Source organism: Dactylosporangium sp. NPDC049525, from assembly GCF_040676755.1.
Classification (GTDB): Bacteria; Actinomycetota; Actinomycetes; order Mycobacteriales; family Micromonosporaceae; genus Dactylosporangium.
Genome location: NZ_JBFAPO010000064.1, coordinates 38,820 through 52,264, shown reverse-complemented (window position 1 = coordinate 52,264; position 13,445 = coordinate 38,820). Strand labels below are relative to the sequence as shown.

Below are 13,445 nucleotides of genomic sequence, written 5' to 3'. Positions count from 1 at the left end.
GCACATTGTCGCGGCCGGACCGCGGGCACGTGAACGCCGGACGAAAAGAACCGCGCGAAAAGCGTTATCCACAACGGTGCAGCGAAGTCACCCGTGCCGACGGCGCAATTCCCACGCGGGTGAATCCCGGCCCGTATGACCTACTCCATCGCGGGCAGCCGAACAGCACCGGCCCGGACCTGCCGTGCCCTCCTCGGCCGCCGCCGGTCAGGATGCCTGCGCCGCCTGGGGCGCGGTGGCGGAGGCGCGGCCCTCCTCGCGGGCGTGCTCGAGCAGCAGCGCGAGCCGCCGCCGGCGCCGGCGGCGCACCGCCCGGATCGCGAGGGCGAGCCCGACGACGAGCGCGAGCAGGGCCAGCTGCGGCCACGGCAGCGCCCAGGTCGTCACGGTCGCCGAGGTCGGGCGGAGGTCGGCGCCGGCCTGATCCCCGCCGAGCAGGGCCGGGGTCACGTCGACGGTGGTGCGCAGGTGGCCCAGCGCCCAGACGCCGCCGACGCGGGCTTCGACGGTCCGGGTGCCACCCGGCAGGAGCTCCTCGACGTCGGTGGTGCCGCCGCGGCCGGTCAGCCCGAACAGTTCGGCGACCGCCACGCGGCTCTTCCCGGTGGCCCAGGCGTTGCCGTCGTTGGTCACCGTGTACCGGACCCGGACCGTGCCGCCGGAGAACGGGTTCCACGAGGGCGTGTACGCGACGGTGAGGTCCTTGACGGGCAGTGCGGCGGTGACGGTGCCGCTGACCCGGGTCATGACCCGGAAGCCGACCCGGCTCTCGACGTTGACCGTGCCGCCCGCGCTGGTGACCGTGGCGGCGATGCCGGCCGGGTGGTCGCCCGGTGTCGCGCCGCCCGGCACCGTGATGGTGAACGGGACGACCTTCGTCTCCCCCGCGGCGACGGTGACCCGGTCCTGCACGGCGATCCAGGTGCCGCCGTCCACGGAGGTCTGATCGGACGCGAGCATGTTGAAGCGTCCCTTGTCGGTGAGGTAGCCGTCCGCGGCCTTCAGGGCGAAGACGACCGTGGTGTCGCTGAAGTTCCGGACCGCCAGGTGTTCGGTGACGCCCTGGCCGGGGTCGAGGGTGCGCTCGATCCAGCGGCGGCCGTCCGGGCCGCTCGCACCGGCCGGCTGCACGGTCCAGGTCAGGGTTGTGCCGCCCGGATCCGCCGTTGCCGCGACCGGCGCCGCCGCGACGGCGAGGCAGACGACGGCGAGGGCCACGAGTATCCGGCGCGGCGCAGAGGTGACGGTCATGGCGGGGGCGACCCTTTCAACGGGCCCGGCGGGGACCCCGGTCCGGGGCCCCCGCCGAGGCGGCTACTCGAACAGGGAGAGGGTGAGCGTCGAGGTGTACTGGCCGGCGGCGACGTCGGCCGGGGTGCGCAGGTAGAGGTCGGCGTTGACGGAGTACGCGTCGCCGGTGACGGTCTCCGAGTCGTAGGTCGACACCAGCAGTTCCTGGTCGGTGAGGCCGACGTTGTTGCCCGGCTGGGTCGGATCGTCCAGGACGGTCACGACCTCTTCGCCCTCGGTGACCAGGCCGGTCGGCCCGCCGTCGACGAGGTGCGGCTTCCAGCCGAGATGGTTGGCGGTGATCGGGGTCTGGCCGGCGGTGCCGGTGAAGTTGGTGGCGCTGCCGAGCACCGCCCAGTTGGCGCCGTCGGGCACCTCGTCCGCGGTGCGGGTGTCGGTGACGGTCACCGTCGGCAGGGTGCCGGTGAACTGGCGGATCAGCAGGGTCGAGCCGTTCTCGGTCAGCACGACGGCGTTGCCGGCGATGGACAGGGCGAGGACGCCCGGTTCACGGATCTCGGCGATGTCGACCGTCACCTGGACGTCGGCGTCGTCGCCGGGTTCGGCGAAGGCGGGCGACGGCAGTGCCATCGTCCCGGCCAGGACGGTGCCGGCGGCGAGCAGCCGGTTCCACTTGTTCATGGGAATGCTCCGTTGTCGTCGGGGGGGTCAGGCGCAGGTCGCGCCGGAGTGTGCTGCGGTGATGACGGTCGTGACGTCGGTGCCGTCGACGGTCCCGTGGGCCCGGACCGTGACGGTTCCGGCGGCGACCGTGCTCGAGCGGGTGGCGAACGACTGGTAGGCGTTGGCGCCCGGCGCCACGCCGGTGAACGTCCGGGTGCCGTACGGGGTCTCGAGCGTGATGTCGACGGGCGTCGTGTGGCCGTTGCCGGCCTGGACGGCGACGTACGCCTTGCCCGCGGTGCACCGCGTCTGCGCGGTCGCGGTGACCGGCAGGTCGGCCCGGCGGTCGAACTTCCAGGAGTCGAGCTCGACGAGGTCCTGGCCGGCCGGGCCCTCGTAGGTGAAGTAGACGTCGTGCACGCCGGTGGCGCCGTCGAGGGCGGCGGTCACCTCGGTCCAGCCGCCGCTGGGCGGGCCGACCTGGATCGTGCCGGCCACCGGGCCGGTGACGCTGTCGAGCCGCACCTGGATCCGTGCGTCGGATGCGAGCACGCGGAGCTTCGCCGTCACGGTCTTGGCGCCGCCGGCGCCGAAGTCGACGGCCGACAGGGCCGTCCAGTCGCCGTTGTCGACGTCACGCACGGCCAGGTTCGGGGCCGACGCACCGAACTGGGCGGACCCGCCGTCGATCTTGGCGGTGGCGATGCCCTTGCTCCACCCGAGTGTCTCGGCCTCGAAGACGTGGTACGGGTTGAAGTTGCGGACCTGGCCGACGCCGGCGTAGTTGCCGGCGACCTGCTGGATCGTGCCGTCCGGGTTGAACGTCAGTTCCTGGATGTGCGGGCTGCGGTACCCCTGGGTGGTGTTGCCGTTGATCCGCTTGTTCAGCGTCGGGGCGTGGTAGGTGAAGTAGTACTTGCCCTCGAACTCGAACACCGACTGGTGGTTGTTGCCGCCCGTGCCGGCGCCGAAGAACTGCGACTGGTTCGGGAACAGCACACCCGCATAGGTCTCCTTGGTCCACGACATCGGGTTGTCGGAGATCATGTACCCGATCTGGCCGCCCCCCGGGTAGCCCGGCAGCGGCGTCTGGTTGCCGCCGAAGTCGCTGCCGCCGAAGTGCGAGGAGTACGAGAAGTAGTACTTGCCCTGACGCTTGAAGACGTGCCCGGCCTCGAATGCCACCGGCGCGTCGACCACGACGGCCGATCCCTGCGTGGAGACCATGTCGTCGCCGAGCTCGATCGCCCGGATGTTCTTCGGGTTGTTGAAGCGCTCGGCCGCCGGCATGCTGGTCGCGGCCGGGCCACCACCGAAGTACAGGTAGGACTGGCCGTCGTCGTCGACGAGCGGCGCCGGGTCGAACCGCCAGACGAGGGGCTCGGCGCCGGGGGTGCCGCCGTTGATCAGTGTCGACGTGCGCTCGCTGCTCCACGGCCCGAGCGGCGACTCACCGGTGATGACGTTGCTCGACCCGCCGCCGTTGGCGTAGTACAGGAAGAACTTCTCCTTGCCGTCGACCATTTTGCTGGCCATGCCGGGTGCCCACGAGTTGCTGGTGAACGGGGCCACCCCGTTCGGGCCGGCGACCTGGATCTCGCCGTGGTCGGTCCAGTTCACGAGGTCGTCGGAGGAGATGAGCGTGATCTGGTTGATGTTGCCGTAGTTGATGGCCGCCGAGACGCCGGTGACCGGGTCGGGCGCGTAGCCCTGGGTGTCGTTGGTCATGTACATGTACACCCGGCCGCCGTGGACGAAGCCGAACCCGTCCGCACCGAACTTGTGCCCGATCAACGGGTTGTGCTCGCCGGGCAGCTTGCCGACGACCTCGACGGTCTTCGACGGCGGCGGGGGCGGCGGCGCGCCGATCACCGACACGTCGTCGAGCTTGAAGTCCATGAGGTGCGTGTCCGGCGCCGCCGACGGGGTCGCCGTCCACGGCGTCTCGAAGAACAGCCGCGCGGTCGACACGCTCTGCCCGGCCGGGATCGTGAACGTGCCGTTGAACTGGGCCCACTGGCCCTTGGTCGCCACGGTGCTGACCAGGTTGGTGTAGGTGCCGCCGCCGTAGTGCATGGTGGCGAAGAACTGCTTCGTCGCGGGCCCGGCGGCGTTCTCGTACTTGATGCGGGCGGTCAGCGCGTAGGTCTGCCCGGCCTGCACCTTGCCGCTGAGGTCCTGCATCGGCCCGGATCCGGTGGTGGTGCGGCTGGTGACGAGCGCCGCGGCCGCGCCGGCGTAGGCGTCCGCGGTCGACGCGAGGGTGGCGCTGTCGGCGGCGTTGCCGTTGTTGACGAACCAGCCGGTGAGGCCGTTCTCGAACCCGCCGTTGACGATGAGGTTCTCATCGGCGGCCTGGACCGGGGCCGCCGCGGCGACGAGACCTGCGCCGAGCAGCGCGCCGATGGCCGCGAACGCCACGGCCCGTTGGCGAGCCGCTGTTCGTAAGCGATGTACCACGTACATCCTCCTTGGTGTCGACGTAACTGGGGTGTGGGGCACCGCGGGGCCGGTCGAGGACCGGTCCCGGGCGACGGAAACAGGGTTGTCAGGCGCAGGTGACGGCGGTGTACTGGGCAGTCCGGACAGTCGTCACGTCCCGGCCGCCGACGGTCCCGGCGGCCCGGATCGTCACCGTGCCGGCCGGCACCGCCGGGGCACGCGTGGCGAACTGCTGGTAGGCGCTGCCGGCGGGCGCGACCGCGGTGAAGGACCGCTCGCCGTAGGAGGTCTGCAGGGTGAGGTTCACGGGTGCGTCATGGTCGTTGCGGGCCTGCACGGCGACGAATGCCTTGCCGGCGACGCATCGGGCCTGTGCCGTGATCGTGACCGGCACCGCGGGGTCGGCCCTGAGCACACCGAGCTGGGCCAGTTGCCGGCTCAGTGCCCGCTCCGGGGCGTCGATCTGGTTCTGGGTGCCGAACTGCCCGGCCCGCGCGGCGGTCGCGTCGGCGAGTGCGGCCTGCATCGCGGCCCAGGCGTCGGGTGGGTAGGACCCCGCGTCCAGCGTGTGTGCGTGGGCGATCGCCGCGTCGAGGGCTCCGGTGTCCAGCGGCCGCTGCTGCGCGGTCAGCGTGTCGCTGAGGTTGAAGTAGTCGAAGTCGACCCGCCCGCCGGTCTGCTGTGTCGCGTAGTTGAACAGGCCGACCCGGTGACCCATGAAGTGCGCGAGGCTGCCGTCGAGCGCCTGCGGGCCGACGCGGCTGCCCAGCTGGCTCCACTGCCGCCCGTCCAGGCTGTAGGAGAACGTCGTCCACAGCTGCCCGACCGGCGAGGCGAAGTCGAGGTCCGCCTTCACGTACACCTCGGTCGCGCCGCCCAGCGGCACTGTCGTGCCGGGCACGAAGCTCTCCAGCGCCGCCTGATCGAGGTCGACCGCGAAGGGCTGACCGCGGTTGACGACGCCCAGCGTGTTGACTCCGGCGGTGCGCTTGACCGCCACGTAGGAGAAGCCGCGGTTGTAGGCGGCCAGGCCGGCGACGTCGCCGTCCTTCATGCCGGACACGTCCATCCTGGTCTCGACCGACTGGCGGGGGCCGAACGTGCGCTGGGTGAGCATGTTCCGGGCCTCCTCCAGCCAGGCCAGTTCGGCGCGGTTGGACAGCTTCGAGTAGATGTACTTGCCGGTGACGACCTTGCCGTTCGTCAGCCGCAGCCAGCCGTCATGGTCGGTCAGCGACCAGTAGCGGTTGTCGGGGGCGTGGTTCCACTCCCACACCGGGTCGAGCCGGGACCCGTTCGGTGCGATCTCCGCCGCGGTCGGGTACTCGGTCGTCACCGCCTGCCCGACGATCGAGACGTCGTCGATGAGGTACTCGACGGCCGACGACGCCGGCTGAGGGTTGGCCCACGGCGTCTCCACCGCGAACTTGAACGTGTTGCCGTTCGCCGTCGTGGGGACCGTGTACTGGCCCGACACCGTCGTCCACTGCCCTGCCGGCACGTCACCGGCCGCCATCACCTGGACGCCGGCACCCCAGTCCGCGGCGAGGTTGAACCGCACGGTGGCCGGCCCGGACACATATTTGATCTTCGCGGAGACGGTGTACGTGAGGCCCGGCTGCATCTTGCCGTTGAGTGACTGGTTCGGCCCCGAACCGTTGAGCGTGCGGTTGCTGACCCGCAGCGCCGCCGCTCCGGTCGCCGGGCCGGTGGTGTCCAGCGCGAGGGTTGCGCCGAACTGGGCGGCCCACGGCGAGAGCGTCCCGGCCTCGAAGCCGGGGTTCTGCAGCAGTTCGACGCCGATGAGCGACGCGTCGTAGGTGGGCGGTGCCGGGATCGTCCATTGCTCGTCGGTGTAGGCCTTGTGCGGCGCGTCGTTGTCGAAGTCGTCGGAGCCGACGAGGGACTTCTGCCGTTCGAGCAGTTCCTGCTCCGCGGTGAGCCGGATCGGTTTGGCGAAGACGCCGTCCACGGGCACGACCCCGCCGGTGCCGAACGTCGGCCAGCCGTCCTGCCAGGTGGCGGGGATGAGCGCCGGGATGCGCCCGATCGGGAACGTGTCGCGGAAGAACATGCCGTACCAGTCGGTCGCTCCACCCGGGCGGGCGATCGGCACGAGGCTGCCCTGGGCGAAGCCGTTGGAGTTGAGCACCCCGCGCGCCTCGTACGTGTTCACGCCACCCGCCGCGGTGTATCGCCCGAGCAGCTCCCGGGAGCGGAACATGGCGACCTGACGCCCCTGCCCCGACGGCCAGGTGATGACGACGCAGTAGTAGTAGCCGTCGATGTAGTAGAACTGGGCGCCCTCGAACAGGCCACCGATGAACGGGCGGCCGGCGTAGTCGCCCGCGGTGAAGATGTTCGGGTAGTCCTGTGCGATGGCCGTCAGGTCGCCGTTGAGCCGTACGGCGCTGGTGCCGCCGGAGCCGTAGAAGATGTACGGCGTGCCGTCCACGTCGAAGAACAACGACGGGTCGTGCAGGGCCCGGCCGAGTGCGACGCGTTGCCACGCGCCGTTCTCGATGTCGTCGGTGCGGTAGAGGTACGCGCCGCCCAGGTTGTTGGTGTTGAACACGACGTAGAACGTGCCGTCGTGATAGCGCAATGACGACGCCCACTGACCCTGGCCGTAGGAGTTCTGCCCGTTGCGCAGGGAGAACGCGTCACCGATGCTGGCCCGGTCGAAGACGTAGTTGACGGTCTCCCAGTTCACCAGGTCGTAGGACTTCATGATCGGCGCGCCCGGGCTCAGGTGCATCGTCGTGCTGATCATGTAGTAGACGTCCCGCCCCTCGCGGTTCGCCGCGGCCGGGACGCGCTCCACGCTGACGTCCGGCACGTCGGCGTTCAGCAGCGGCACCGAGTACGTGCCGTCCGCCTTGTCCGTCGACGTGTAGGAGGAGCGCGGCGACCATCCGGCGGCGGCGTGCGCCGGGCCTGCGGGTGGGATGAGCCCGGCGCACAGGAGCGCACCGACGGCGACGATCGGGGTCCCGCGACGGCGGGCAAACGCGGTGGCAGTGCTGTGCAGTGCGGCGGTGAGCACCTTGAACATAGCTGCGACTCCGGCTGCTTGGACACGGCAAACCGGCCGGAGACAACGGATCCATGAATACTTCAGGACCCGCGGTCCGGCCGCGAATGCGACGGGGACTTCATGATGTGATCGCTAACATCAATTGTCAAGCGTTCTTGCTAACTGCCTGGTAATCGCCACGAAATACGCTCGCCGTCGTTTCGGGAACGCTCCCATTTGCCGCGTCAATACCAGCACCACGAGCCGACCTGCGCAAATGTCGATCGTCGAACTCAACGGCATCGATTCATTTGGGCAACAATGAATGCGACTGTTTGTGCGACCTGAGACCGGCACCCGGGATAACAGATATTTTTGCAGAGAAATTTGTTGTTATGCCGAGCGCCGTCGTCCGGTCGCAGGCCGGCAGTCGGTCTCAGGACAAGGGCGGGCGGACCCGGAACGCGCTGTCGGTGCGGAACGCGGCGGTGCCGTCGCCCTGATCCACCCAGAGCTGCTCGTCCTGCCGGTGGATGAAGTAGCCCCGGTAGTTCGCGGACTCCAGAAACACCTGGCCGTCCTCGGTGACGAGCGGGCAGAAGGTGGCGTCGCCGCGGAACACGCGGCTTCCTTCGTCGTCGCTCAGCCGGAGCCGCCATGACAGGTGCCGCAGATACTGCCCGTTCGCCGCCCGGAACGAGTAGCAGGTCGCGTCCGCCAGGCCCGGGACCGCCTCGAACGTCGCCTGGCTGCGCGCGGCCGGGCTGATGGCGTCGGCCAGGATGCCGAACTGCCCGTCGGTGCCCAGATACCGTCCGGGAACCGCACCGGACTCCAACGACATCGGTCCCAGCCGCAGCGTCGTCGGCGGTGCGGCCGATGACGGCCGGCTGGACGGCGCGGCCGTAACGGGCGGCGACGCGGCGTCGCTCGGCCAGGTCAGGGCGGTGGTGATCCCGGCAACGATCGCCGCGGCGACGGTCAGCTTCGCGACGGGGACGCCGACCAGCCACCCGGCCGTTGCCGCCGTCCCACCCGCGGCCGTGGCGGCCGTCGCGGTCAGCGAACCGGGACCGGCCGTGGCAGCCGTCCCACCCGCGGCCCCGCCCACCGTCGCGGCCGCCAGCGGAGTGTGACCGGTGGTGGCGACGACGCCGCCCGCGGTGGTCGCCGCGGGACCGGCGATCGGGCCATGGCCGGTCAGGGCGGCGGCGAGGGCCGCCGGCACCGGCAGCAACGCGAACCCGGCCAGCAGCCGCTCGGTGGCGACCATCTCCTCGGCGGCGCCGGCGCACGTGGTGCATGAGCGGGTGTGCCGGGAGATCCGCTTGCGCCACAACGGGCCCGGAATGCCGTCCCAGGTCACCACAACGGTGTCCAGCCACGGGCAGCGCGGCCTGGCGTCGAGCGCCGCGACCAGTGCGCGCGCCTGATCCAGCCGCCGCCGCATGCGCTGCACGCGCACGCCGGCATGCGCGACGCCAACCCCGAGCGCGGCGGCGAGTTCGGCACGGGTCAGCTCCTCGCCGACCTCCAGCCACCACAGCGACCACACCGCCCGGTCATCCGGATCGAGCCACGCGACCGCCTGCCCCACCTGCCGGCGTTGCCCGGCAAGCTCGACGCGCAACATGGTGAGGTCCTCGAAGTCGACGGCGTCCGGCGTGCCCATCACGGTGTCCAGCGTGGCCGTCCGCCCGACGGTCAGCCGCTCGCTGTGCAGCTGGGTCGCGGCCTGCCGGACGGCGATCGCGGCGATCCAGGCCCGGAAGCGTTCCGGATCCCGCACCGACCGGAGCTGACGCAGGGCACGCACCATCGTGTCCTGGACGACGTCGTCGACGGACGCCGGGTGGCCGGCAAGCGCGCGACGCACGATCGAATACACCAGCGGCAGGTAGGCCGCCATGAGTTCGTCCCGGGCCTGTTCGTCGCCGGCCTGTGCCGCCGCGACCAGCGCGACCCGTTTCGTTCCTGCCCCACGCATGTGTCATCACCGATCCAGGACCCGGAGCCCTCCCACCAGGCGATCAGCATGCCAGTGTCGGCCAGGCAACGCCACGTGACCGCGTTGCGACCCGCAGACACCACCCGGCGTAACACATTTCGGTGTGTGATTTCCCGCGCCGATCCACCCGACCGGCGCAACGCCGGGGAAGGTCGGGGTGGCCGGCCGCCACCTGGCGGCGCCACGCGACCCACGCAGCGGAAGATCAACGGAGGGGTTCTGCAAAGCTGGCCCCGTGCACGTTGCGGTTCTAGGTCCACTTGAAGTCCACGCGCAGAATGGCACGCCGGTCGAGATCGCCGGGGTGCGGCTGCGGATGCTGCTCGCCAGGCTCGCGCTCGACGCCGGCCGGCCCGTGTCGGCCGACCTGCTGATCGACGACCTGTGGGGCGAGGAACCGCCCACCGGAGCCGCGGCCGCGCTGCAAGGGCTGGTGTCGCGGCTGCGCCGGGCGCTGCGGGACGCCGGGTCGGTCGACCTCGTCGCCGGCGGCTACCGGGTCACCGTGCGCCGCGAGGACGTCGACGCGCACCGGTTCGAGGACCTGGCCGCGCAAGGCCGCCGGGAGCTGGCCGCGGACCGGCCCGCGCAGGCCACTGCCACGCTGACCGCCGCGCTGGACCTGTGGCGAGGACCGGCCCTGGCCGACCTGCAGGAGGCGCCGTTCGCCCGCAACACCGCCGCCCGGCTGCACGACCTGCGCGTCACCGCGACCGCGGACCGCTTCGACGCCGAGCTGCGGCTGGGCCGGCACGCCGAGGCACTGAACGCGCTGGGCGCCGCGGCCGCCGAACACCCGATGAGCGAACGCCTCGCAGGCCTGCGGATGCGGGCCCTCGCGGCGGCGGGCCGCCAGAGCGACGCCCTCGCTGTCTACGAGCAGATCCGGGCCCGGCTGGGCAACGAGCTCGGCGTCGACCCGGGCGCCGCGCTGCAGGAGCTGCAACTGGCGCTGCTGCGCGGCGAGATGGAACAGCCGGCGACCCGGCCCGAAGCGGCACCGAGCCGCCTGCCCGCCCAGCTCACCAGCTTCGTCGGCCGGGACGCCGAAATGGCGCAGCTGGCCGGGCTCCTCACCAGGAACCGCCTCGTCACCGTGGTCGGACCCGGCGGCGCCGGAAAGACCAGGCTGGTCCTGGAGGCGGCGAAGGTCGCCGGGCGGGTGTGGTTCGTCTCGCTCGCCGCGGTCGGCGTGCCCGAGCAGCTCGCCGACGCGGTCGTGGGCGCGCTCAACGCCTCCGACGGCCGCGTGTACGAAGGCGGCCCGGCCACGCCACTGGACCGGGTGGTGGAGCTGCTCGACGTCGGCGACGCCCTGCTGCTGCTGGACAACTGTGAGCACCTCGTCGACGCCGCCGCCGAGTTCGTCGACGCACTGCTGGCGCGGCTGCCACAGCTGCGGGTCCTCGCCACCAGCCGCGAACCCCTCGCGATCACCGGCGAGGCGCTGTGCCACCTCGGTCCGCTCGAAGTCCCACGGGACTCGGTCGAGCCGGCGGAGGCGGCCCGAGCCGCGGCCGTGCGCCTGTTCGTTGACCGGGCGGCGAGTGTACGGCCAGGCTTCGCGCTGGACGAGTCGACCGTCGACGACGTCGTCGAGATCTGCTGGCGCCTGGACGGGATGCCGCTCGCGCTGGAGCTCGCCGCCGCCAAGCTGCGCTCGATGGGCGTCGACCAGATCGCGCGCCGCCTCGACGACCGGTTCCGGCTGCTCAGCTCCGGCAGCCGGTCCGCGCTGCCCCGGCAGCGCACCCTCCTCGCCGTCGTCGAGTGGAGCTGGGACCTCCTCGAAGAGCCGGAACGGGTCCTCGCCCGCCGGCTCGCCGCCTTCCCCGGCGGGGCGACCACAGCGGCGCTCGAAGCGGTCTGCGCGGACCCGGCGCTGCCCGCACGCGACGTCTTCTACGTGCTCGACGCCCTGGTGGAGAAGTCCATCGTCGGGCAGTCCGGCGACCGGTACCGGATGCTGGAGACCGTCCGGGCATACGCGCTCGGGCGCCTCGAGGCGTCCGCCGACGCCATCGACGAACGGTTTTGCGGCTACTTCCTCGCCCTCGCCGAGCAGCACGAGCCGCTGCTGCGGACCCGCGACCAGCTCGCCGCGATCGCGGTCTTCGACGCGGAGTACGACAACCTGGTGCACGCGCTGCGCCGCACCGTGGACGCCGGTGACGCGGCGACGGCGTCCCGGTTCGTCGGCGCCATGTTCTGGTACTGGGGCATGAGCGGCATGACCACGCAGTTCGAGACGTACCTGCGGTACGGCGGCGCGCTGCCGCAGCAGGCCAGGACCGCGTTCGGGGTGGTGCGGGCGAGCATGGACGTCGACTCGGCGGGAGCCCGGGAGTTCCACCCGGCGCGGCCGCTGATGCGGATGACGCAGCTGGCGCACGCGACCGAGGAACCCGACGTGGCCTCAGATCTGGCCGCGGCGCTGACCTCCACCGACCCGTGGATCCGGGCGAGCGCGCACTGGGCGAAGGACTTCCTGCTGACCGAGGAGGGCGACCTGCGCTCCGGGGCCGCGTCCCGGCAGGCCGCGCTGGACGGGTTCGAGGAGGTCGGCGACCGCTGGGGTCTCGTGCTCAGCCTGCTGCCGCTGGGCCGCGACCACTCGCTGCGCAGTGAACACGGCCCCGCCATCGCGGCGTTCGAGCGGGCCGTCGTGCTCAGCTCCGAACTGGGCGTCGAGGACTACCTGTACCTGAGCCGGGCCAGGCTCGCCCGGGAACGCCGCCGCAGCGGCGACCTCGACGGCGCGCTGCGCGACATCCAGGCGGCGCAGCGCCGGGCACAGGAACGCGGGCACCGCCGCATGGAGGTGAACATCCTCGTCGGGCTGGCCAACGTGCACCGCCTCGCCGGCGACCTGGAGCGGGCCGACCGGACCCTCGACGAGCTGGAGTCCCTGGTCCGTCGCGGCGCCATCGCCGAACACGTGGCCCGGGACCTCATCGTGAGCACCCGCCTGGAGAACCGGCTGGCGCAGGGCGACGTGGTGCAGGCCAGGGCGCTGCTGCCGGAAGCCGTCCGCTCGCTGGTCGCCCAGGGCTACAGCGCCGGCCTGGCCTGGGCTGCCGAACTGCTCGCCGGGCTCCTCGCCTTGGAGGACGAACCGGTGGACGCCGCCGCCGCGCTCGGCATGAGCGAGGTCATCCGCGGCGAGTTCGACCACGGCGAACCCGAGCTGCGCGCCCTCGCCGACCGGCTCACGGCCCGCCTCGGCGAGGACGGCTACGCCGACGCGTACCGCCGCGGCGCCGAGACACCTAGGCGGGACGCGATCGGCCGGCTGGCCGGCGAAGCGCAACGGCGCTCAGCCTGACCCTGGCGGTACCAACGCCGCCAGGATCTCGGCGAGGGTGGGGCGGCGCAGACCCAGCTCGTCGGCGGTGACCCCGGCCGCGTCCAGCCTTCGGACCAGCGCGGACAGCAGCATCGGGTCGGCGGCCGGCACGGTGAGCAGGCCGGTGCCCGGGTCGCGGGCCGGGGCCACGCCGGTCAGCTCGGCAAGGATCCGGGAGACCGGCGCCGTGTCCGCGGGCACGGCCGGGCGCACGTGCAGGATCTGCCCGCCGACGCGGCTCCGCAGCTCCCCCGGGCGGCCTTCGGCGACCACCCGGCCACCGTCGATGACGCTGATCCGGTCGGCGAGCTGGTCGGCCTCCTCCGGGTGCCGGGTGGTGAGCAGCACCGTGCCGCCGTCGGCGGCCAGCTCGCGGACCGCGGCCCACACCTCGTCGCGGCCGGCTGGGTCCAGGCCGGCGGTCGGCTCGTCCAGCACCAGGATCCGCGGCCCGGTCCCGTGCCGCACGGCCCGCCGGCCGATCAGGGAGCGCACCCGCGCCGGCTCCTTCGTCACGTCATGGCCGGCCACCCTCGCGCGGCCCAGGTCGGGACGCACCAGCGTCGCCAGGATCCGCACGAGGGTGGTCTTGCCCGCCGCACCGGGGCCGAGGACGCCGATCACCTGGCCGGTGCGCACCCGCAGGTCGACCCCGCTGAGCGCGACCCGACCCCCGTACCGCTTGACCAGCCCCTCGGCCTCGATCGCGTACGTCATGG

7 protein-coding genes are annotated in these 13,445 nt (G+C 72.0%); 1 reads left to right on the top strand and 6 read right to left on the bottom strand.

The window, feature by feature from the left end:
* Positions 1 to 207 precede the first annotated feature (207 nt).
* From AB0K00_RS48685 to AB0K00_RS48665, 5 genes are all read right to left on the bottom strand, one after another.
* Complete coding sequence (locus AB0K00_RS48685; RefSeq protein ID WP_363537005.1) at positions 208 to 1,251, bottom strand: hypothetical protein; 1,044 nt, start codon at positions 1,249 to 1,251, stop codon at positions 208 to 210.
* Between the two features lie 63 nt (positions 1,252 to 1,314).
* Positions 1,315 to 1,932, bottom strand: coding sequence for a hypothetical protein (locus AB0K00_RS48680; RefSeq protein WP_363537002.1), 618 nt, complete (start codon positions 1,930 to 1,932; stop codon positions 1,315 to 1,317).
* A 27-nt stretch (positions 1,933 to 1,959) separates the two neighbouring features.
* Positions 1,960 to 4,335, bottom strand: coding sequence for a family 43 glycosylhydrolase (locus AB0K00_RS48675; RefSeq protein WP_363536999.1), 2,376 nt, complete (start codon positions 4,333 to 4,335; stop codon positions 1,960 to 1,962).
* A gap of 127 nt (positions 4,336 to 4,462) precedes the next feature.
* Positions 4,463 to 7,411 (bottom strand): family 43 glycosylhydrolase, encoded by a 2,949-nt coding sequence (locus tag AB0K00_RS48670; RefSeq protein ID WP_363536997.1) that lies wholly within the window; start codon positions 7,409 to 7,411, stop codon positions 4,463 to 4,465.
* 397 nt (positions 7,412 to 7,808) lie between these two features.
* Complete coding sequence (locus tag AB0K00_RS48665; protein ID WP_363536995.1) at positions 7,809 to 9,359, bottom strand: sigma-70 family RNA polymerase sigma factor; 1,551 nt, start codon at positions 9,357 to 9,359, stop codon at positions 7,809 to 7,811.
* A gap of 256 nt (positions 9,360 to 9,615) precedes the next feature.
* Here AB0K00_RS48665 and AB0K00_RS48660 point away from each other — a divergent pair, with 256 nt between their 5' ends.
* The gene (locus AB0K00_RS48660) at positions 9,616 to 12,705 is read left to right on the top strand and encodes a BTAD domain-containing putative transcriptional regulator (protein WP_363536992.1); all 3,090 of its coding nucleotides are present in this window, start codon (positions 9,616 to 9,618) and stop codon (positions 12,703 to 12,705) included.
* On the opposite strand, the gene AB0K00_RS48655 is transcribed toward AB0K00_RS48660, so the two are convergent.
* Positions 12,697 to 13,443: an ATP-binding cassette domain-containing protein gene (locus AB0K00_RS48655; protein ID WP_363536989.1), complete on the bottom strand. Its 747-nt coding sequence runs from the start codon at positions 13,441 to 13,443 to the stop codon at positions 12,697 to 12,699. The two genes, AB0K00_RS48660 and AB0K00_RS48655, sit on opposite strands and share 9 nt — an antisense overlap.
* Positions 13,444 to 13,445: the final 2 nt, after the last annotated feature.